We start from the raw sequence: 22,378 nt of genomic DNA on the forward strand, positions 1-22,378 counted from the left end.
GAAGGTATAACTAAATTAAAGGACAATAACCGTGAACAAAAATATTAAACGTTTCTTATTCTCAGGATTGGCATTATCAATCCTTCTCTTTCTATCTGGCTGTGTGCAACAAAAAAATGGCGTGCCTACTGGTGAAGGATGGGTATATCGCTTTCTCGTTGAACCGATGGGTGAAGTCATCAAGTATTTTGCCAACGATATGGGCTTAGGTTTTGGTTTAGCAATTATTATTGCAACCATTATCGTTCGACTAGTCATTATCCTACCTTTGGGACTTTATCAAAGTTGGAATGCTACTTATCAATCTGAGAAACGTGCCTACATTCAACCTATTTTAGGTCCAATCCAAGAGCGCATGCAAAATGCTACTAGCCAAGAAGAAAAAATGGCTGCGCAAGCTGAATTTATGGCTGCCCAAAAAGAAAATGGTGTAAGTATGCTTGGAGGCATTGGGTGTCTACCTATCATTATCCAAATGCCATTCTTCTCTGCTCTCTTTTATGCAGCAAGATTTACTGAGGGTGTTTCAGAATCTCATTTCCTCTGGTTTAAATTATCAGAATCAAATATGATTCTAACTGCTATCATCGCTGGTCTTTATTTCTTCCAATCTTGGTTGTCAATGCGTGCAGTACCTGAAGAACAACAAAAACAAATGAAAACAATGATGTACTCAACACCTATCATGATGATTTTCTTCACCATCTCTCAACCATCAGGTGTTGCTCTTTATTGGCTTGTTGGAGGAATCTTTAGTATTATTCAACAGTTGATTGTAATGACTGTTTTAAAACCTAAATTACGTGAAAAAGTTGCAGAAGAGTTTAGAAATAACCCTCCTAAAGCACCAAAGACAACTCTTCAAACACGTAAAGATATCACTCCTAAAAAAGAAGAAGCTATCACTTCTCCAATTTCAAAACCTAAAAAAACAAATCGAAATCTAGGAAAACAAAAACGTCAATAACTAAAAACTCTTAACTGCGTCATGAACTGCACCCCAAAAGTTAGACAAAAAATCTAACGAATGGGGTGTTTTTCTTATGAAATTAAGTGATGGCAATAAACTAGAAATCTATACACTAAGAAAGAAAGGCATGAGAGTTTCTATGTCACGCAAAGGGAATAGTCCAGATAATGGGATGATGGAATCTTTCTTTGGAATTCTTAAGTCAGAGATGTTTTATGGTTATGAGAAAGAGTTTCACTCACTGGAAGAGTTATCAGAAGCTATTTCAAACTATATTGACTATTACAATCACAAACGAATCAAAACAAAATTAAAAGGACTGAGTCCTGTACAATACAAAAACGCAATCCTTTATTAAAATATAATCTCCAACTTTTGGGGGTCAATACATCAGCAGTTAAGAGTTTTTTTATTTTGTTATTCTTTTGATTTTTCAACACTAATAATTTCAACATTATATTTCCCAGCAGGTGAAACGATAGTTGCAATGTCACCAACTTTTTTCCCAATTAGGGCTTGGGCAATGGGACTTTCATTTGAAATTTTACCTGCAAACAAATCGGCACCAGCAGAACCTACAATGACATATTTATCTTCTTCATTAGTCCCAACTTCTCTAATGACAACAGTTCTTCCGATGGCTACTTCATTTTTTGCTATAGCATCACTATCAATAATTTCTGAAAAGCGTAATTTTGTTTCAAGTGTTGAGATTTGACCTTCAACAAAAGCCTGTTCATCTTTTGCTGCATCATATTCACTATTTTCTGAAAGATCACCATAAGATCTTGCAATTTTAATACGTTCAACAATTTCTGGACGACGGACTAATTTTAACTCTTCTAATTCTTTTTCAAGCTGAGCTTTTTCCGTCAGTGTCATTGGGTAAGTTTTTTCTGTCATATTTTTCCTTTTTTCATTTCATATTTTTTATTTTTAAAGATAAACATGATGTGAATTCACACCATGCTTTTATATTCTATTGTAATTGACTATTAACATATTTTTCAACATTAGCAGAATGTTCTTCAAATGTTGTTGCATAATAAACTTGACCAGTCGTTACATCTGCAACAAAATATAAATAATCAGTTTGAGCTGGCATTATTGTTGCCTTAATAGCAGATAAACTTGGACTATCAACTGGTCCAGGTGTTAAACCTGTTTCCCGGTAAATATTATAAGGTGAGTCAATCTCTGTATTGATATTGGCATCTTCAGAAAGAGTGGTTTTTTCTCCTAATTTATCCATTGCATAAAGAATAGCAATATTACTTTGAAGTGGCATGCCAATATTCCAACGATTATAGAAGACACCTGCAATATTCTTACGGTCATCATCCGTTGAACCTTCTTTTTCAACAAGAGATGCTAAACTTAATAATTGATTCACAGTTAAGCCTTGTGCAGCAATAGTATCATAATAAGGACTTAAATTACTATCCATTGTTGCAATCATCTCTTCAACAACGTTTTCTACAGTCGTATCTTCACTATAATTGTAAGTTGCAGGGAAAAGATAACCTTCTAAACGATACTTGACAGCATTAGCTTCTGGTAAACTATCTAGTAATCTAGGATATTTTTCTTTCATTCTAGCGATGAAAGCTTCATCTGTAACAACTTTTATAAAATCATCAGAACTAAATGGTGATTTTTGTTTTTTATTTTCAGAGTCTGAATTAACTGTAATAGCTTCAGAAATCTGCTTAATAGTGTAACCTTCAAGCACTAAAATTCTGCCTAAAACAGGATTAACAGGCTCAGCTGTCCCTCCAACTTGTAGGGCTTTAGCAATATCATCTAAAGACATGTTTTTTTGGAGATTATAGTAGCCACTTTGGAAATTTCCATAATTTCGGAATTTCGTATAGTAATTGAAAATCGTACCGTTTTTAATAACCCCAGATTGCTCTAAGATTTGTCCAATCAATTTATTCCCAGAACCTTCAGGAATTTCTACTTGAATAAATTCTGTAGAATTTCGATCTAATGGTTCAATAGCACTCGTTACATAGCGATAACCAAAAAAAGCGGTTGCTAACAATAAAACCAAAATCAAGGTTCCTAACATCAAGGAAATGCGATTGGCAATTTTATTTGTTTTTTTCCTATTTCTTCGACTCAATGCTTCATCCTCTTTTGTAGTTTGATCACTGATTGATAAGTTCTGAGAATCAAAGTCTTTAGAAGTTTCAGCTTCCAAAGAAGCTGTTTTGTCATCTAGTAATTGATTTTTTATATCCTCAGTAGACAAAACGATAGTATCTGAATAATCTTTGTCATCCAGCACAACCGTTTCATCACTCAAATCAGTTAGATTATCAGATGTATCACTTTCAGAAGTTGTCTGTTTACTACGTTCTAGAACAACTCTAGCCATATCAGGTTGATTATCAATCCGACTAGTATCATCATGACTTTCATCATCTTGCTCTATTTTGTAGTCTTGAGATTGAGATGAGTTAAAATCCTGCTTCAAAGAGAAATTGTCAACGTCTAAGTTATCCGATGCACTTTGAAAATCTAGTCCATCATTGGCTTGTTTTTCTTTAGCTTCTTCTAACTCTCTTAATATTTTCTCTTTAAAAGTTTCAGGATTTGGCATCTTTTGGCTCTCATCATCATTATAGATATCTGTCAAAGTAAAGCCTCCTCACATTTATCAAACGCCATTATAACTTAAAAAGCAAAGAAAAGCAATCATCTTATGAAAATGTTATAAATTCTTAATAAAATTAAGTTTTTTGAGGGTTCTTCCAAAACATTTTATACCATTTTTCGCCACCTAATTGTGATTGCGAGAGACCTTCAATGTTAAAATCATTCATTTCGTAGTAAGAAATCAATTCTTCCTTACAAGTGAGTAAAATACCATCTCGCTGATGTTTAACTACTATTTCTTTAAATGAAGCTAATAGTAGGGTTCCGATTCCTTGTTTTTGATAGTTCTTTGCAATAGAAAGGCTAGTGATGGCTTGAATACCTCCTGTTGATGGATTAGAAGCAACACTTTTAAATAAATCATCTGACAAATCCATCTTATCAATCACTGGACCTTCGATATAACCAGCAAAATTTCCATCTATTTCAGCGATTAAAAAACTATCTGCTATTAATTGAATTCTCTCTCTTATGGCTTCTTTAGAAGTGGCAATGGCTTCACCAAAATTATCAACTTCAATTTGAAAAATAGCATCTAAGTCTGCTATTTCAACTTTTCTAATAATCATTTTAAATCCTTTCAAAAAAGTTTTTACTTTCGTAAAAACTTCGCTTTGTTACTGATTTGTATGAGTTAAAGAAGATAATAACTGTTCAAATGAATATTCATACAGTTGAATATCACCTGCTCCCATGAACACAAAAACAGCATTGTCATGGTCTAAGAGTGGTGAAACATTTTCTACTGTAATCACTTTTGCACCTTTTTCAATTTTATCAGCTAAATCTTCAACTTTCACTTTACCATTATCAGTTTCTCTTGCTGAACCATATATTTGAGCTAGATAAACACTATCTGCTTCATTTAGTGACTCAGCAAACTCATCTAATAAGGCAATGGTTCTTGTAAAAGTATGCGGTTGAAAAATAGCTACAATCTCTTTAGTAGGGTATTTTTGTCTAGCAGCATCAATTGTGGCACGAATTTCCGTTGGATGATGGGCGAAATCATCAATAACCACAACTTGGTTAATAATTTTTTCTGTAAATCGTCTTTTAACACCTGTAAAGGTTTGAAGGTGTTGATTGACTTGATCTATCTCAAATCCAGCAATATATAAATTTGCAATGACTGCTGTAGCATTTAAAATATTGTGTAAGCCAAATGCTGGCAGATAAAAACGTCCTAATTCTTTTTCGTGATATCGCACTTTAAAATGAGAACCATTTGTTTCACGTGTTAAATCATAGGCGATAAAATCATCATTTTCTTCAAATCCATAATAGTAAATGGGAGCATTTGATGTGATTTTCCTAAGGTATTTATCTTCACCATAAAGAAAGAGTCCTTTTTTGATTTGCTTAGCATAATCATTAAATGCATTAAAGACATCATCAATACTCGTAAAATAATCTGGATGATCAAAATCAATATTGGTGACAATAGAATACTCAGGATGATAAGGCATGAAGTGACGTTCATATTCATCAGACTCAAATACAAAATACTGACTGTCTTGTATCCCTCTACCAGTGCCATCACCAATTAAATAACTGGTGTCGGTAATATTTTTAAGCACATGAGATAACAATCCTGTTGTTGACGTTTTTCCATGTGCTCCTGCCACACCTAAACTGGTGAACTGACTCATAAATTCTCCAAGAAATTCATGATAGCGTTTAAAAGAATAGCCTTCTTTAATAGCTTTTGCTATTTCAACATTATTGTGTTCATGAAACGCATTGCCGGCAATAATATCGACATCACCTGTAATATTTTTTTCATCAAAAGGGAAGATTTTAATCTCTGCTTGTTCCAAATCGCGTTGGGTAAAATAATATTTTTCAACATCACTTCCTTGAACTTTTTTCCCCATTTGGTGAAGCATTAGCGCTAATGCACTCATCCCTGATCCTTTAATACCAATAAAATGATATGTCTTAGACATGTTCTCTCCTCTAGTTAATATCTTCAAATCGCGTCAGATTAAGCTCCTGAGCAATTTTCTTTTCTTTGTGTTGTGTCATTTCTTTTTTATTATAAATTTGACTTTTCTTTAAAAAATCATAGCTGTTTTTTTGCTTTTTATTAACAGTCATCTCTTTAGGCTCAGAATGACTTGTAGCTATATCAGCTAGTATATAATCTTCTTGTTGCAATTTTGTTGCAATTCTATGAAGATCACTGGTATGTTTTGGGAAAGAAGGTAACACTTTTTTTGGAAAAATTGATCGTGTTGAATGACTCAATTCTTTAGATAGATAAGCTTGACGTTTCTTTTTAATATCTTGTCTTGCTTCTTCTCTTGCGATGGCAGCATAAGATTTTCCTGCATTATGAACCTCTACACGTTCCGGTGCAGTTTTATCAATATCAGGAATTTCAGAAACAAAGCGATAATCACTTGTCATATCATCAAAATTTTTATCGACATAATGACCATTGATATTTGTAATTAAATCTTCATTATCATATAGCTTCATTAGTTTTGGTGCTTCTATAATCGCTTCGTTATCTGCAACCAAAGGGAAAACTCTATTCTTCTTATCCATATGCACAATCCTTTCCGTAACATTCCCATTATAAACTAAAATGGTTCTTTTTTCAAAACTTAATCGTCTCTCTTAGCATTTGTTTTAATCGACAACGCCTAATATTTCTTTAATATCTTCAATGCTCATACTAGAACGTGTTTCATTGCCATCCAACACTGTAGTCACCAAATGTTTTTTACTATCTTGTAATTCTAAAATTTTCTCTTCTATCGTTCCTTTAGTAATAAGACGATAAACATCTACCTTTTCTTTTTGACCAATCCTATGAGCACGGCTAATGGCTTGCATTTCTACAGCGGGATTCCACCATAAATCAATCAAAATAACTGTATCAGCACCTGTTAAGTTCAAACCAACGCCTCCTGCTTTCAAGGAAATCAGAAAACTATCTTTACTTCCTTTATTAAAAGCCCTTGTCATCTCTTGCCTTTCAAAGGCTGGTGTTGAGCCAGTTATTTTATAACTAGTCAAGCCAAGATCCACCAGTTCTTTTTCAACAATATCAAGCATTCCTCTAAATTGAGAAAAAATTAGGGTTCTATGGCCATTTTCTTTAATTTGAAGTAGTAATTCTCGAAGACTATCAATCTTTCCACTAGCACCATTATAATCCATAAATAGCTGAGGTGTATCACATATTTGACGTAATCTAGTAATCCCAGATAGAATTTCAATTTTTCGACGATTGATGTCTTGATCATTTGCACCTTTTAGATGATTTTGCATGCTTTCTAACTGAGCTAGATAAATCGTTTTTTGACTATCAGCCAATTCATTTGAGTAAGTCATCTCAATTAAATCAGGCAACTCTGGTAAAACATCTTCCTTTTTACGACGCATGATAAATGGCTTAATATACCTTGAAACCTCATCAGGTGTTAGTTTTAAAAATTGTTTTTTATTTGGTAATAATCCGGGAAGGACAATCTGGAAAATCGACCAAATTTCTAATAGTTTATTCTCAATTGGTGTACCAGATAAAGCGAAACAATTATTAACATTAAAATGTCTTAATTTTTGAGCAATTTTAGTCTGCGTATTTTTAATCATTTGTGCCTCATCTAAAATAAGATAGTCATAATGATTTTTTTGATATTCTTCAAAATCCTGTCTAAAAGAGTGGTAGCTAGTGATTAAAATTTGGTGATTTTCTTGAATGATTTGATTTCTATATTGTTTCAATCCATAGGCAACACCAACATCCATTTCTGGAGTAAATTTTTCAAACTCATCCTTCCAATTATATATTAAACCTGAAGGCGACAATATCAGAACTTTTGAATGATTTTTGAGTCTATTTTTTAAGAAAGCAATTGTTTGAATTGTTTTTCCAAGTCCCATATCATCAGCTAATATACCACCAAATCCATAAGAATCTAACATACTCATCCATTTGATACCTGTTTCTTGATAAGAGCGTAGACTGGCTTTAATCTCTGGCATTGTCATTTCAAATTGCTCAGGAAATCTCAGATGCCTAGTGAGAGCCTCAAATTCCTTAGAAAAATTAACTCTCTGGTTATTTTCAAAGAGATCAGATAGATGAAAAGCTGCCATTTTACTTAACTGAAAATGTCCGTTAACACTTTCTTTTGCACGTAATTGTTTTAAAACTTGACTAACTTTTTGTGTTTCTTCATCAAATAAAATCAGTTTCCCAGATTGACTAATAATGTAATCATCTTTGTTTATCAAAGCCTCTAAAGCTTGCTTAATATCTCTTTTGGAAATTGTTGAAAAATCAAAAGCAATATCTAGTAAGTTTCCTGCTGTATTAATCGTTAAAACTGGATTTTCAACTTGCTTCAATTGTGATAAATTTTCTGACAAATGAACTGTTCCAATTTCTTTGAAATGCTTTAAAGTCTCTTCAAAAAAGTGATAGAGTTCATTTTTTGCCAAAGGAGGTCTTTTAGAAGAAAAACCAACTGAAAAATTTTCTGATCTTAATAATTTAATCACTTTTTCTTCCTTTTTAAAGTGACTTGTAAAAGGAAGGTTGTTTAACTCTTCTTGACTACTGATTTTAAGATGACCATAATCAAAAGTCATGCCTAACAAAATCTCTTCTTGTGCAGAAAGATCAAAATAAAAATCAATCTTAAAATCTTTAATAGCAAAACTTTTTGGCGCATCTACCAATCCTATTTCTTGAAAGTCTAGAAGGCTAGCCGCTAATTTTGCCTGTTCAGAAATGTCAAAGTGAACATGTTTACTTAAATCATTTTCGATTGGCAAATTCTTTATGGCTAAAAAAAGTTTTCTTTGTTTCATATCAAGATGATAAAAAACACCTTGGTAAAAAATATAGTGATTATCAAAAAATGCCTGGCTATTTTTTTCGGTAATCATTAATTCGATGGATTGACGATGAACAATCACTTTAAATTGAAATAATTGGTCTTGTGAAGATAAGTCTCTAAAAACAAGGGTCTGATATTTTTGGTGTCCCATCTCAAAAATAAACGAATCTAGCTCAGTCAATAAAGATACGCCTTCTTCAAAAAAACCACTAGGGAAATTCAAATGTCTCCCTTGATTGGGTAAAAGATAAGATAAGTCTATCCGATCTTTATATGGGATAAGACGCCATAAAAAACGGATTAACTCTTGACTTTTGTCATCAAACTGGGATAAAGATAAAGGTTCATAATAGTTTTTGCCAATTTGAAAAAAACTTTCTTTTCTAATTGTTGTTAGAAAGGCTTTAATGTCTCGGATAACGTAACTTTTCTCACCAGGAAGACGATTAATTTTGAGTGTCCACCAAAAATCTGATGAATACGGGCTCTTCATCCCTTCTGCAAAAAGACGATATTTCAACTCATTATCTTCGTCAAGTGTTAAATTATCTAAAAATAAGCTACCAAATGAAGTCGAAATCTGTTGTTTTGGTTCTTCTATATAAATGAGTTCTGATAGAGCTTTCCCTTTTGGATCAGTTTTCAAAAAATACTCAATAGCAGCAAGATGCTGACAATAGTTTTTTTGAGCAAACAATTGACAAGAACAATGTATCATGGTTTCTTCATAAGAAAAAACAATAGTAGCCTCAGCTATCTTTGCGGTTATTGTTTTTTCTGTGCTTTCTAAAATAGTAATGGCATCTTTTTCATATAATGAAACACCTTCACTTCTTATCCGACTTGGTATCAATCGTCCCATAATTACCCACCTTTTTAACCTTATCCCTTTATTTTACCATATCTCTATCTTTTTTTCGCCAATAAAAAGAAAAATAAAAATCCCACTGGAATGGGATTTTAGTATTTTCTAAAACGTTGATAACGGTTTTCGATGAGTTCTAGACTATCTTTTTGACGTAAATCATCTAGACTTTCTGACAAAGCTTTCTTAATCATGGCAATAATTTCGCTTGAAAAATAACCATGTTCAGGAATAATTTTATCAATAACACTCATTTTTAATAGCTCTCCTGCACTGATTTTCATCAATTCAGCAGCTTCAATCGAGCGTGTGCCATCCTTCCAAAGAATAGAGGCAAAACCTTCTGGACTAAGAACTGCGTAGAAAGTATTTTCTAGCATCCAAACTTGGTCAGCTACTGCAAGAGCAAGTGCCCCTCCTGAACCACCTTCACCAATGATAATAGCAATGATAGGAACTTTTAAATCACTCATTTCATAAAGATTGCGAGCAATTGCCTCTCCTTGTCCTCGTTCTTCAGCACCAACACCCGGATAAGCACCAGCAGTATTAATAAAGGTGATGATCGGTCGTTTAAATTTTTCAGCTTGTTTCATCAATCTTAAAGCCTTACGATAGCCTTCTGGATGAGGCTGACCAAAATTACGATTTAAATTATCTTGTAGATTTTTTCCTTTTTGGATACCGATTACAGTAACAGGAGAATCATTTAATCTTGCAATACCACCGATAATGGATTTGTCATCAGCGAAATGACGATCCCCGTGTAACTCAATAAAATCTTCAAAAATGACATTGATATAATCTAGAGTTGTCATCCTTGCTTGATCTCTTGCTTCTTTTAAAATTCTTTTAATATCGCTCATGCTATTCCTCCATGAAACATGATCAATTTTGCAATCACCTCACGAAGTTCTGTCCGTTTAACAATAGAGTCAATAAAACCATGTTCTAATAAAAATTCAGCTTTTTGAAAATCATCTGGAAGAGTTTCTCTTACCGTTGACTCAATCACTCGTCTACCTGCAAATCCAACTAAGGCTTGGGGTTCAGCAATGATAATATCTCCTTGCATGGCAAAACTAGCTGTTACACCACCGGTTGTCGGGTCAGTTAAAACAGTGAGATAAAATAAACCAGCATTTGAGTGACGTTTTACCGCTCCAGAAACCTTGGCCATTTGCATAAGACTCATGATACCTTCTTGCATTCTTGCACCGCCTGAGGCTGTAAAAACAACCACTGGTAGCTTTTCTTTTGTAGCGTATTCAAAAAGTCTTGTGATTTTTTCTCCTACAATTGTTCCCATGCTAGCCATAATAAAATGTGAGTCCATGATAGCAAGAGCCACCTTTTGTGATTTGATCCTTGCTGTACCTGTTAAAACAGCTTCATCTAAACCAGTCGCAGTTCTTACTTGATCTAATTTTTCTTTATAGCGTGGAAACTTAAGTGGGTCCTTGGTTTCAAGGCCCGTAAACATCTCCTCAAAACTAGCCTCATCAGTCATTAAATGAAGACGTTCTTTAGCAGAAATACGAAAATTATAAGAACAGCGAGGACAAATCTTTGCAAGCCCTAAATCCTTTTGATAAATCATATGTTTACAGGAAGGACATTTGGCAAAAAGATCGTCTGGTACTTCTGGCATCTCACGTTTACTTGTTTTTCTTGATGAACGATTAGGATTTATTCTAATATATTTATCTTTTCTCTCAAATAATGCCACAAAAATTTCTATTCCTTATCTTTTTTATAGTTTGGTAAAAATGTCTCCATCAAAAATGAGGTGTCATAATCACCAGCAATCACATTGGGGTCAGAAATTAAATCAAATTGAAAATCACTATTGGTTTTAATACCGTCAATTTCAAATTCATATAAGGCTCTTTGCATTTTCATAAGAGCATCAAAGCGATTTTCACCATGCACAATAATTTTAGCAATCATGCTATCGTAATAGGGTGGAATAGTATAACCACTATAAACAGCACTATCAACACGAAGACCAACACCACCAGATGGTAAATGAATATCATTTATCTTTCCTGGACTTGGTGCAAAATTAAATTCCGGATTTTCTGCATTGATACGACATTCAATCGCATGACCTTTAATCACAATATCTTCTTGTTGGTGAGATAAAGCTTGTCCTGCTGCTACTTTTATTTGTTCTTTCACAATATCAACACCTGTCACAAATTCTGTCACAGGATGTTCCACCTGGATTCTTGTATTCATTTCCATGAAATAAAAGTTTCCTGATTGCGAATCTAGTAAAAATTCAATCGTTCCAGCGCCCTCATAACCAACAGATTTAGCAGCTCGAACAGCTGCATCCCCCATTTTTTGTCTAAGAGCTTCTCCGATAGCAATAGAAGGACTTTCTTCTAAAACTTTCTGATTATGACGTTGTAAAGAACATTCTCTTTCACCTAAGTGAATCGTATTACCAAAACGATCTGCTAAAATTTGCACTTCAATATGATGAGCAGGATAAACAACTTTTTCCATGTACATGGCACCATTACCAAAAGCAGCTATGGCTTCTTGGGAAGCAGATTCAAAAGCAGGTACTAACTCTTCTTTTGTACTTACTTTCCGAATCCCTTTGCCGCCACCACCAGCTGATGCTTTTAACATGACTGGATAACCAATACGATCTGCTTCTTTTAAAGCATCCTCTGCTGAAATAATTTCACCCTTAGAACCTGGAATGACAGGAACGCCTGCTTTTATCATTTCTTTTCTAGCATTGATTTTATCACCCATTTTATTCATGACTAAAGCAGAAGGACCAATAAATTTAATATTCATCTCTTCACACATGGTGACAAATTTAGGATTTTCACTTAAAAAACCAAAGCCAGGATGAATAGCTTGTGCACCAGTAACAATTGCTGCAGATAAAACTGAATTCATATTCAGATAAGATTCGGTAGACTTTGCAGGCCCTATACAAATAGATTCATCTGCTAGTAGGGTATGGAGTGCTGTTTTATCAGCTTCTGAATAGACTGCAACAGTAGTTATGCCAAGCTCTCTAGCGGCACGAATAATCCGTACAGCAATCTCACCTCTATTAGCAATTAATATTTTATGAAACATCTCGTTGCCTTCTCCTACATCTTTTATTATCTATTTTCCCATTGCAAACGTTAAAATACCACTTGCTGCCAATTGACCATCAACTTCTGCTTTGGCTTCAACAACAGCAATTGACCCTCTTCTTTTGACAAAATTAACAGTCATAACAAGTTGATCACCTGGAACAACTTGTTTCTTAAATTTTACCTTATCCATACCAGCATAAAAGACTAACTTGCCTTTGTTTTCTTCTTTTGATAATTCCAAAACACCTGCCGTTTGAGCAAGAGCTTCCATAATTAAAACACCTGGCATCACTGGATAGTCAGGGAAGTGACCATTGAAAAAAGGCTCGTTAATCGTCACATTTTTTATTGCGACAATGCTATCTTTTGAATGAGAAATCACACGATCAACAAGAAGCATTGGATAACGGTGAGGTAGCGCTTCTTTTATTTTTAAAATATCAATCATTTGATGCTCACCAGTCCTTTACCAAATTCTACAACTTCTTCATTTGATACTAAAATATCAGTAATAATACCATCTCTAGGTGCTAAAATTTCATTCATCACTTTCATTGCTTCAATAATAAGAAGAGTTTGTCCTTTTTTGACAGAATCACCAATTGCAACAAATGGCTCCTGCGTAGGACTTGGAGAAAGGTAGGCTACACCAACCAAAGGGCTTTCAATGACATCTCCCATATCCTTTAGTTCTACTTCTTTTTCTTGTTTGATTTCTTCAACTTTAGAAAGTTCTGAAGTGACATCTCCATGATCAACAACAGGTGTTGTTACCATATTTTCTGATTCATGAGACGGTTTTTCTTCCACTTTTCTGTCATTTTTACTAAAAACCAATTCTTTGTCATTAGTTTTATAAGAAAATTCTCGTAAACTGGATTGATCAAATTGAGTCATTAACTCTTTGATTTCTGAAATGTTCACTGTTTAATCCTCCCAACGTTTAAAAGCAAGAACAGCATTATGTCCACCAAACCCAAAGGTGTTTGATAAAGCATAATGAACATCAGCATCCTTTCCTTCTCCGTAAATAACATTTGCTTCAATATCTTCTGATAATTCTTTTGTGCCAGCTGTTTTATGGATAAAGCCATGACGAATGGTTTGAATAGTAGCAATCGCTTCAACACCACCCGCAGCTCCTAAGAGATGACCTGTAAATGATTTTGTACTTGATACAGGCACATCTTTTCCAAGAACAGAAACAATCGCTTGGCTTTCACCTTTTTCATTTGCTGGTGTTGATGTTCCATGCGCATTAACATAACCAACCTGTTCAGGTGTGATTCCTGCTTCTTTGATGGCAAGAGTCATTGCCTTAGCTGCACCAGAACCGTCTGGTGTTGGACTCGTCATATGGTAAGCATCACAAGTATTACCATAACCAACCATTTCGGCTAAAATAGTTGCTCCTCTTTTTTGAGCATGTTCGAGACTTTCTAAAATCAAGATCCCAGAACCCTCACCCATGACAAAACCATTTCTGTCTTTATCAAACGGAATACTAGAACGGGTTGGATCTTCTGTCGTTGAAAGTGCTGTTAAACTTGCAAATCCTGCAATACCAATTTTAGTGATTGAGCACTCAGAACCGCCTGCAACAACAATATCTTGATGTCCATATTTAATTTCTCTAAAGGCTTCACCAATAGCATCATTAGCAGACGCACATGCCGTTGTAATGGATTTACAAACTCCTCTTGCACCGATTCTCAAAGCGATATTTCCTGCACCCATATTAGAGAGTGTTTTTGGAATAAACATCGGTTGAACACGTTTTGGACCACGTTCGTGGAGTCTAATAATCTGATCTTCCATCTCTTGAAGACCACCAATACCACTTGACACAATGACACCTAATCTATCTTTGTCAACATCATCTAAAGAAAGATTAGCATTATTAATAGCCTCTAAAGTCGCATAAATAGCATACATGGAATACATATCCATACGGTTTTTATCTTTTTTTACAAAGTATTTATCAAATGGAAAGTTTTTGATTTCACCTGCATTATAAACTGTAAAATCTTGTGTGTCAAATCTTGTAATTGGACCAATTCCAATTTTTCCTTCAACCAAGCTATCCCAAAATTCTTCTGGCGTATTACCAATTGGAGATGTCACTCCCATACCTGTGATTACAACGCGATTTTCTTTCATTTTAAAGCCCCTATCTTTTAATACATGGTCATTCCGCCATCAATAGCAATGACTTGTCCGGTTAAATAATCTTGTTGCGCTAAAAAGCTAACAACTTCAGCAACTTCTTTTGTTTTACCAATTCTCTTCATTGGAATTTGGGTGAGAATTGTCTCTTTCATTTTTTCAGGAATAGCATCTGTCATATCTGATTCAATAAAGCCAGGGGCTACCGCATTAACTGTTATACCACGAGTAGCTACTTCACGGGCTACTGATTTCGTTAAACCAATCACACCTGCTTTTGAAGCAGCATAATTGGCTTGTCCAATATTTCCAGTCAAGCCAACAACACTAGATATGTTGATGATAGCACCTTCTCTTAATTTTGTCATCGGTTTTAAGACTGATTGTGTCATGTTGAAACTACCTGTTAGATTAATAGAAAGGACTTTCTCAAAATCATCCTGAGTCATTTTTAGCATGAGCTTATCATTAGTAATACCAGCATTGTTAACCAAGACATTAACCGGTCCTAATTGTTCAGTCGCTTCAGCTACCATACGTTGACAGTCTTCATATCTTGACACATCTCCTGAGATGGCAATAGCTTTTCCTGGGTATTTTTCAAATTGTTGTAAAATTTCTTGAGAGATTTCTTTACGACCATTTAAAATGACATTAGCACCTAGACTAGCAAATTGATGAGCTATCGCCAATCCTATACCTCTACTTGAACCTGTAATAAAAATTGTTTTATTTGTTAATTCCATCGTTTATCCTTTCTTATTTTAATTAATAAGTGTTTCTAAACCAGTTAAATCATCAACAGTGTAGATATTAGCTGTTTTATCAATTTTCTTAACAAACCCACTCAAAACTTTTCCTGGACCAATTTCAACAAACTCTGTGACACCTAATGACTTCAGCGTATCAATAGATTCATAAAATCTAACAGGCTCTTTGACTTGACGAGCTAATAAAGATTTAATCTCTTCTTGAGGCATCACTTTTGCCGTTGTGTTACTAATCAAAGGCATTTTAAACTCAGAAAATGAAATATTTTCTAAGGTCTCAGCTAACTGTTGACTAGCTTTTTCCAATAAGGACGTGTGAAATGGACCTGAAACATTTAGTGGAATAAGACGTTTTGTCCCTGCTTCTTTTAAAAGCTCTACTGCTTCATTAACGGCGTCAACTTCGCCACCTATAACAATCTGATTAGGAGTATTATAATTAGCAGGAGTAACAATACCTTTTTTGCTGGCTTTTTGACAAATGGCTTCAATCACTGCGGGATCTGTATTCATAACAGCAACCATTTTCCCTGTTCCTTTAGGCGCTGCATTTGCCATAAAATCACCTCTTTTAGCAACCAACTGAACAGCATCTTCAAAAGACAAACTCCCGCTTGCCACCAAAGCAGAATATTCTCCAAGAGATAGACCAAGAACAATGTCTGGCAGTATATTTCTTTCTTGTAATACCCTATAAATAGCAAGAGAAGTGACTAAAATAGCTGGCTGAGTGTATTGCGTTTGGTTTAGCTTGTCATTGTCTTCATCAATTAGCTCTCTAAGATCATAACCTAATACCCTACTAGCTGTTTCAAAAGTATCACGAACAATTGAAAAATGATCGTAAAAATCTCTTCCCATTCCTAGTTTTTGAGCACCCTGTCCTGCGAATAAAAATGCGGTTTTTCCCATATTATTCCTCTACTAAATTTTCAATACGCTTTGCTTCTCTTTTAATGGTTTTTAAAGCACCAAAATATATATCTTCCAAGATTTCCTGACACGTTTCTTCTTTACGAATTAAGCCTGAAATTTGACCAGCCATAACAGAACCATTGTCAACATCACCATCGATCACAGCAAATTTTAAAGCGCCAGCTCCCATTTTGTCAAAAATAGTTAAATCTGGATTTTCTTCTTTAAAGGCATCTTTTTCAGCCTGTTCAAATTTTCTGGTTAACTTATTTTTAATCCCACGAACGGCATGCCCAAAATGTTGAGCTGAAATAACAGTATCAATATCTCTCGCTTTCAAGATTTTATCTTTGTAATTTTGATGAGCATTAGATTCTTTTGCTACCACAAAACGTGTCCCTACTTGAACAGCTTCTGCACCAAGCATAAAGGCTGCAGCCATACCGCGACCATCAGCAATCCCACCTGCTGCAATAACTGGAATATCAACAGCATCTGTCACTTGTCTCACTAAACTCATTGTGGTTAGTTTACCAATGTGACCACCAGATTCCATACCCTCAGTGATAATAGCATCAACACCTAATTTTTCCATACGTTTAGCAAGAGCCACACTAGGAACAACAGGAATAACAACAATTCCCGCCTTATGAAGACGTTCCATATATTTTCCAGGGTTTCCTGCCCCTGTAGTAACCACTTTAACGCCCTCTTCAATGACAAGATCAACAATATCATCGACAAAAGGTGAAAGAAGCATGATATTAACACCAAAAGGATTAGTCGTCATTGATTTAATTTTGTCAATGTTTGCTTTAACAACTTCTTTAGGAGCATTTCCTCCACCAATGATACCTAGACCACCAGCTTTAGAAACTGCTCCAGCCAAATCACCATCTGCAACCCAAGCCATTCCACCTTGGAAAATAGGATATTTTATACCTAATAATTCTGTAATTCTCGTTTTCATCAATTTTAACTTTCTATTCTTAATAATATAATAGTTTGATTATCAAAATATTATTATAAGAAGAAAGAATATTCTTGTTAGAATATTCTCAAATAAACTTATTTTGTTTTTTCTTCAACATAAGCCACTAAATCACCAACAGTATTTAGTCCTTCTTCAGTTTCAATTTGAATATCAAAGGCATCTTCAATTTCTGAGATAACTTGGAAAATATCCAATGAATCTGCATCAAGCTCATCAAAAGTAGTTTCTAATTTTACTTCTTCAGCTTCTTTCCCAAGTTCCTCAACGATAATTTCTTGTATTTTTTCAAACACTGCCATTTTATTTCTCCTTTTATTTTTAAAAATTTTTATTAATCACATGTCATAACATATAATTTAACTAATTAGATTTTAACAATAAGACTTCCCCATGTCAAACCTCCACCAAAACCTGCTAATAAAATCGTTTTGGTACCATCTAGTGAAATGAGGCCCTTATCAACTGTTTCTGATAGTAAAATGGGAATACTAGCAGCACTAGTGTTACCATATTCCATCATGTTTTCAAGAAATTTCTCTCTTGTAATCCCAATTTTTTTCGCCATCTTATCTAAAATACGACGATTAGCTTGATGAAATAAGAGATAATCTATGTCATCAATAGCAATTGGTGCCTTCTCAATTAATTGAACCACATCTTTTGAAACATCTTTAACTGCAAAATCAAAAATCATTCGACCCTCCATTTTAAGGTAACTTTGATTTTCAGTTGACACTGAAAACGGCGAATTTAAGCCAACATTACCAGAAGTAAGTGAATGGCTTCTATTGCCATCAGAATGGAGTGATTCTACAAGGAAATGTTCCTGATTAGTTTGTTCAATCAAAACACCGCCTGCCCCATCCCCAAATAAAACAGCTGTTGTTCTATCTGACCAATCAAGGATTTTAGAGATGGTTTCTGCACCAATAACAATGCCTTTTTTGTAAACACCCGATTTTATCAATTTGTCTGCAGTTGCTATGCCAAAGACGAAACCACTACATGCAGCAGTTAAATCAAAAACAAAAGCATTTTTAGCACCAATATGTGCTTGAACCTTTGCAGCTGTTGATGGCATGGTACTATCTGGTGTGATAGTTGCAACAACAATAAAATCAATTTCTAAAGGGTCTAATTGTGATTTTTCAATTAATTGTTCAGCCACACGATTGGCTAAATCACTCGTCAATTCATCTTGACTAATATGACGATTTTTGATGCCAGTTCTTGATGAAATCCATTCATCACTAGTGTCTAGGATAAGAGACAAATCATCATTTGAAATGGTTTGTTTGGGAACATAATGAGCGACTTGACTAATCTTTGAATAAAACATTAAATCAACTCCTCAAGAAATTTGTGTAAACTTCCTAAGCCTCTAGTCAAAACGTCAACATCTTGTGCATCCATACCAGCAACAATATGAGTCACCATTGACTTATGAAACTTCTGATGAAGTCTATCTAAAAGCCTTCCTTTTTTAGTTAAAGTCAAATAAACAACTCTTCTATCTAACTGTGATCGTGTCCTTTCAATATAGCCTTTAGCTTCCAATTTGTTAAGACTTGTCGTAACTGTTCCCAGAGTTAACAACAATTCTCTAGCAATATCACTAGGCGTCACACGATTGCTTTTTCCTATAATTTCAATAGTGTGCATTTCTTTTAAGGACACATCACTAAACTGACTAGACTTTAAACTAGTCTCTTCAATAATCAACACCTTATTGAAAATATCAACAAGATACTTATTGATTTTATGATAATCCAATCGACACCTCCTACAAATAAACTTTGATAATCGAATTATATCAGATATCAAACTAACTTGCAAGATAAATTATTAAGCACTCTATTCACCTGTAAATTTTGGTCTTCTTCTTTCACCATATGCTCGAACACCTTCTTTAAAATCTTCTCTAAATGCAAGAGATTTTTGAAGAGATAATTCTAAATCTGCATAGGAGTCCCAATCTGAAAAGTAGCTTTCCCAAAGTAAAGACTTCATTGCACCATAAGAGTTAAATGAGCCACGTTTTAATCGTTTCAGTAATTGATTCAATACCTTATCCAACTCTTCTTCTGTACACATTTTGTAAACAAAGCCATAATTTTCAGCTTTTTCAGCAGATACAGCTTCACCCGTCATAACAAGATGAGTCGCACGATTAAGCCCAAGAGATCTCACCAACAAATAAAGACCACCAGCATCCGGAGCTAAACCTACATTAACAAATGCTTGAATAAACTTTGTTTTAGTCGTTGCAATGCAAAAATCAACGGCTAAAGCAATATTAAAAGCAGCTCCAGCAACAGGGCCATTAGCACATAAAATAACAGGCTTTGGTAATTTTTTGATAGCAAATGAAATATCCTGCACTAATTCAGCAATTCTAACCAGAGAACTAATATCATCTTCTGAAACAGCGCGTTGCATTTCATCAAGATCACCACCAACAGAAAATACTTTACCATTTCCTTTTATAATCAAAATTTTAAGTGACTTATCTTGTTTCACTGTCTCAATAGCATCTAATATTTCTTCACACATTAAAACATTAAAACCATTGGAAACTTCTGGCCTATTGAATGTTAATTGAGCAATATCATCCTTTCTTTCAAAAATGATTGTTTGATAGGACATAAAACAACCTCTACTTTCATAATGGTTTGACCATTAAAATATTTTATTATCAAATGATTTGACAATAAAATAATAATACCACAAATTCTCGATAAAAATCAAGGAATTTTATTAAAAAAGATAATAAAGAGACCAATGACATTTTAGCTCAATTCTGTTATAATTTAGTATAAACTTAAAGGAATGGTTACTAAATGAAAGTTGTAAAATTTGGAGGTAGCTCACTATCTGATGCTTCTCAACTAAAAAAAGTATTAGATATTGTTAAATCCGATCTCAAAAGACAGATTGTTATTGTTTCTGCTCCCGGAAAAAGAGATAAAAACGATACAAAAGTCACTGATGCCTTAATTAAATATTTTAAAAATTATGTTAATCATAAAGACATCACAGAAAATCAAAAATGGATTATAAAGCGCTACAAGGATATTATTGATGAGTTAAATTTGCCAATAACACTTCTTGAAGACATTAAACAATCTATTAAAAAATTGGCAACACTACCAATTGAGCATAATGATTATCTCTATGACAGTTTTCTATCAGAAGGAGAAAACTCTAATGCCAAAATTATCGCTGAATTTTTTAAACAAAGTGGTCTAGATGCAAGCTACGTCCATCCTAAAGAAGCTGGTTTAATTGTTTCAAGTGAGCCTAGTAATGCAAGAATTTTACCCTCAAGTTATGACAAAATTGAGAATTTAGCATCAAGAGATGATATCTTAGTTATCCCAGGATTTTTTGGAGTGACAAAAGACAATCAGATATGTACCTTCTCAAGAGGTGGCTCTGATATTACAGGTGCTATTATTGCTGCTGGTATTAAAGCTGAAAGCTATGAAAATTTCACAGATGTTGATGGTATTTTTGCAGCTCATCCCGGAATTATAAAAAATCCTGAGCCAATATTAGAGTTGACTTACCGTGAAATGCGAGAGTTAGCCTATGCAGGTTTTAGTGTCTTACACGATGAAGCTCTAATTCCAGCATACAGAGGTAAGATACCGCTTGTCATCAAAAATACGAATAATCCTAGTCACCCTGGAACAAGAATTGTTTTAGAAAGACAACACAATCAAAATACTGTTGTCGGTATTTCAGGAGATAAAGGTTTTGTAAGTATCAACATTTCCAAATATTTGATGAATAGAGAAGTTGGTTTTGGTAAAAAATTATTACAAATTTTAGAAGATTTAAATATTTCTTGGGAACACATGCCAACTGGAATTGATGACCTCTCCATCGTTTTAAGAGAAAGAGAATTAACACCCATCAAGGAACAAGAAATTGTCACAAGACTAACTAGGGAATTAGAAGTTGATACTGTGACAGTTGAACACCATCTTTCTATTATTATGATTGTTGGAGAAAATATGAAAAATCATATTGGTGTCACTGCAAAAGCAACACAAGCACTATCTAATCACAACATCAACTTATCAATGATTTCTCAAGGTTCCAGTGAGGTATCAGTTTTATTTGTCATCAAAACACAACAAGAAAAAGAAGCTATAAAAGCTCTTTATCAAACTTTCTTCACACAACAATAAAAAACCGTATAAAATCATATACGGTTTTTTTGTAATCAGAAAAAATCTTTTCCAATTTTCTTTAATTTTCTGATAAAAGCAGCTCTTCCTTTAAATCTCTCACCAACCAATAAAGAATCAAACATAATCAACTCTTCTCTACTTAATAATTGAGATAATTGTGATACAGAATCCTTAAAGACAATAAAATCATCTACCAATGCTTCAGATGATGATAAAGAATGCTCTATATCACCAATTTCTTCATAATTAGGCTTATTAAATTGCCTCTTTTGACTTTCCTGTCGTCGGATTTCATCATTGATGTAATTAGAAAATTTAGTTTTAAAAAAACGAAATAATTTTAATTTATCTAATGAAAGTTCAGGGTGTTTTTTTAATAATTCGTAAAGACTAATCATACCTTCTTGTTCCCAATCATCATTGTCCCAAATATGTAAATGATACTTTCTTCGTAATTTCAAAACAATAGGACGAACTAGCTTATATACCTCTTCAAATCTCATAACATAACCCCATTTCTTTATTGTTATCTCATTATAACTAGAAATAAAAGAAAAGAACATGACATATATGTCATGTAAAAAATTTAAAGAGCAATAAAAAAACTAGCCTACGCTAGTTGAGATACTCCGGCAGTAGGACTCGAACCTACGACATCATGATTAACAGTCATGCGCTACTACCAACTGAGCTATGCCGGATACTAGCTAAGCAACTACCCTATCTCACAGGGGGAAACCCCCAACTACTTCAGGCGTTCTAGGACTTAACTGCTGTGTTCGGCATGGGTACAGGTGTCTCTCCTAGGCTATCGTCACTTAACTATGAATGATCAATCATTCAAAATTGAATATCTATCGCAA

The 22,378-nt window shown here is 34.1% G+C and carries 22 protein-coding genes, 1 tRNA gene, 1 rRNA gene and 1 pseudogene; 3 read left to right on the forward strand and 22 right to left on the reverse strand.

What is annotated here, in order from left to right; genetic code table 11:
* Positions 1-31: 31 nt before the first annotated feature.
* The gene (gene yidC / locus N7659_RS06780; protein ID WP_263276404.1) at positions 32-967 is read left to right on the forward strand and encodes a membrane protein insertase YidC; all 936 of its coding nucleotides are present in this window, start codon (positions 32-34) and stop codon (positions 965-967) included.
* A gap of 115 nt (positions 968-1,082) precedes the next feature.
* A pseudogene (locus N7659_RS06785) lies at positions 1,083-1,328 on the forward strand (transposase); the annotation flags it as partial.
* Between the two features lie 59 nt (positions 1,329-1,387).
* Here N7659_RS06785 and greA read toward each other — a convergent pair.
* The 19 genes from greA to N7659_RS06880 form a co-directional block, all read right to left on the reverse strand.
* Positions 1,388-1,873 carry a transcription elongation factor GreA gene (gene greA, locus N7659_RS06790; RefSeq protein WP_263276405.1) on the reverse strand — a complete coding sequence of 162 codons (486 nt, stop codon included), beginning with the start codon at positions 1,871-1,873 and terminating at the stop codon, positions 1,388-1,390.
* Between the two features lie 76 nt (positions 1,874-1,949).
* Complete coding sequence (gene mltG, locus N7659_RS06795) at positions 1,950-3,614, reverse strand: endolytic transglycosylase MltG (RefSeq protein ID WP_263276406.1); 1,665 nt, start codon at positions 3,612-3,614, stop codon at positions 1,950-1,952.
* Between the two features lie 94 nt (positions 3,615-3,708).
* Positions 3,709-4,203 carry a GNAT family N-acetyltransferase gene (locus N7659_RS06800; protein ID WP_263276407.1) on the reverse strand — a complete coding sequence of 165 codons (495 nt, stop codon included), beginning with the start codon at positions 4,201-4,203 and terminating at the stop codon, positions 3,709-3,711.
* Positions 4,204-4,251: 48 nt separating this feature from the next.
* Complete coding sequence (gene murC / locus N7659_RS06805) at positions 4,252-5,583, reverse strand: UDP-N-acetylmuramate--L-alanine ligase (protein WP_263276408.1); 1,332 nt, start codon at positions 5,581-5,583, stop codon at positions 4,252-4,254.
* 10 nt (positions 5,584-5,593) lie between these two features.
* Positions 5,594-6,187, reverse strand: coding sequence for a hypothetical protein (locus N7659_RS06810; RefSeq protein ID WP_263276409.1), 594 nt, complete (start codon positions 6,185-6,187; stop codon positions 5,594-5,596).
* Positions 6,188-6,271: 84 nt separating this feature from the next.
* The gene (locus N7659_RS06815; RefSeq protein ID WP_263276410.1) at positions 6,272-9,355 is read right to left on the reverse strand and encodes a DEAD/DEAH box helicase; all 3,084 of its coding nucleotides are present in this window, start codon (positions 9,353-9,355) and stop codon (positions 6,272-6,274) included.
* A 98-nt stretch (positions 9,356-9,453) separates the two neighbouring features.
* Positions 9,454-10,224, reverse strand: a complete 771-nt coding sequence (locus N7659_RS06820) for an acetyl-CoA carboxylase carboxyl transferase subunit alpha (protein WP_263276411.1) — start codon at positions 10,222-10,224, stop codon at positions 9,454-9,456.
* Positions 10,221-11,087, reverse strand: a complete 867-nt coding sequence (gene accD, locus N7659_RS06825; RefSeq protein ID WP_263276412.1) for an acetyl-CoA carboxylase, carboxyltransferase subunit beta — start codon at positions 11,085-11,087, stop codon at positions 10,221-10,223. The genes N7659_RS06820 and accD overlap by 4 nt, the downstream gene beginning before the upstream one ends.
* Positions 11,088-11,095: 8 nt before the next feature.
* Positions 11,096-12,466, reverse strand: coding sequence for an acetyl-CoA carboxylase biotin carboxylase subunit (locus N7659_RS06830; protein ID WP_263276413.1), 1,371 nt, complete (start codon positions 12,464-12,466; stop codon positions 11,096-11,098).
* Positions 12,467-12,496: 30 nt separating this feature from the next.
* Positions 12,497-12,919, reverse strand: coding sequence for a 3-hydroxyacyl-ACP dehydratase FabZ (gene fabZ / locus N7659_RS06835; RefSeq protein ID WP_263276414.1), 423 nt, complete (start codon positions 12,917-12,919; stop codon positions 12,497-12,499).
* On the reverse strand, positions 12,916-13,368 hold the full coding sequence (locus N7659_RS06840; RefSeq protein ID WP_411575302.1) for an acetyl-CoA carboxylase biotin carboxyl carrier protein: 453 nt from the start codon (positions 13,366-13,368) through the stop codon (positions 12,916-12,918). The genes fabZ and N7659_RS06840 overlap by 4 nt, the downstream gene beginning before the upstream one ends.
* Positions 13,369-13,398: 30 nt before the next feature.
* Positions 13,399-14,631 (reverse strand): beta-ketoacyl-ACP synthase II, encoded by a 1,233-nt coding sequence (fabF, locus tag N7659_RS06845; protein ID WP_263276416.1) that lies wholly within the window; start codon positions 14,629-14,631, stop codon positions 13,399-13,401.
* Positions 14,632-14,648: 17 nt separating this feature from the next.
* Positions 14,649-15,383, reverse strand: a complete 735-nt coding sequence (gene fabG, locus N7659_RS06850; protein WP_263276417.1) for a 3-oxoacyl-[acyl-carrier-protein] reductase — start codon at positions 15,381-15,383, stop codon at positions 14,649-14,651.
* An 18-nt stretch (positions 15,384-15,401) separates the two neighbouring features.
* Positions 15,402-16,319, reverse strand: coding sequence for an ACP S-malonyltransferase (gene fabD / locus N7659_RS06855; protein ID WP_263276418.1), 918 nt, complete (start codon positions 16,317-16,319; stop codon positions 15,402-15,404).
* A 1-nt stretch (position 16,320) separates the two neighbouring features.
* Positions 16,321-17,292, reverse strand: a complete 972-nt coding sequence (gene fabK, locus N7659_RS06860; protein WP_263276419.1) for an enoyl-[acyl-carrier-protein] reductase FabK — start codon at positions 17,290-17,292, stop codon at positions 16,321-16,323.
* Between the two features lie 98 nt (positions 17,293-17,390).
* Positions 17,391-17,615 carry an acyl carrier protein gene (locus tag N7659_RS06865; RefSeq protein WP_263276420.1) on the reverse strand — a complete coding sequence of 75 codons (225 nt, stop codon included), beginning with the start codon at positions 17,613-17,615 and terminating at the stop codon, positions 17,391-17,393.
* A gap of 65 nt (positions 17,616-17,680) precedes the next feature.
* Positions 17,681-18,655, reverse strand: coding sequence for a beta-ketoacyl-ACP synthase III (locus N7659_RS06870; protein WP_263276421.1), 975 nt, complete (start codon positions 18,653-18,655; stop codon positions 17,681-17,683).
* Positions 18,655-19,089, reverse strand: a complete 435-nt coding sequence (locus N7659_RS06875; RefSeq protein WP_263276422.1) for a MarR family winged helix-turn-helix transcriptional regulator — start codon at positions 19,087-19,089, stop codon at positions 18,655-18,657. The genes N7659_RS06870 and N7659_RS06875 overlap by 1 nt, the downstream gene beginning before the upstream one ends.
* An 81-nt stretch (positions 19,090-19,170) precedes the next feature.
* A complete protein-coding gene (locus N7659_RS06880) occupies positions 19,171-19,962 on the reverse strand; it encodes an enoyl-CoA hydratase (RefSeq protein WP_263276423.1) in 792 nt (263 codons plus the stop codon).
* Positions 19,963-20,156: 194 nt separating this feature from the next.
* Here N7659_RS06880 and N7659_RS06885 point away from each other — a divergent pair, with 194 nt between their 5' ends.
* The gene (locus N7659_RS06885; protein WP_263276424.1) at positions 20,157-21,512 is read left to right on the forward strand and encodes an aspartate kinase; all 1,356 of its coding nucleotides are present in this window, start codon (positions 20,157-20,159) and stop codon (positions 21,510-21,512) included.
* A 35-nt stretch (positions 21,513-21,547) separates the two neighbouring features.
* On the opposite strand, the gene N7659_RS06890 is transcribed toward N7659_RS06885, so the two are convergent.
* From N7659_RS06890 to rrf, 3 genes are all read right to left on the reverse strand, one after another.
* Positions 21,548-22,018: a sigma-70 family RNA polymerase sigma factor gene (locus N7659_RS06890; RefSeq protein ID WP_263276425.1), complete on the reverse strand. Its 471-nt coding sequence runs from the start codon at positions 22,016-22,018 to the stop codon at positions 21,548-21,550.
* Positions 22,019-22,142: 124 nt separating this feature from the next.
* Positions 22,143-22,216, reverse strand: a tRNA-Asn gene (locus tag N7659_RS06895).
* A 5-nt stretch (positions 22,217-22,221) separates the two neighbouring features.
* Positions 22,222-22,337 (reverse strand): 5S ribosomal RNA (gene rrf, locus N7659_RS06900).
* Positions 22,338-22,378 lie beyond the last annotated feature (41 nt).

Origin of the sequence: Streptococcus sp. CSL10205-OR2, from assembly GCF_025660655.1 — a bacterium.
GTDB lineage: Bacteria > Bacillota > Bacilli > Lactobacillales > Streptococcaceae > Streptococcus.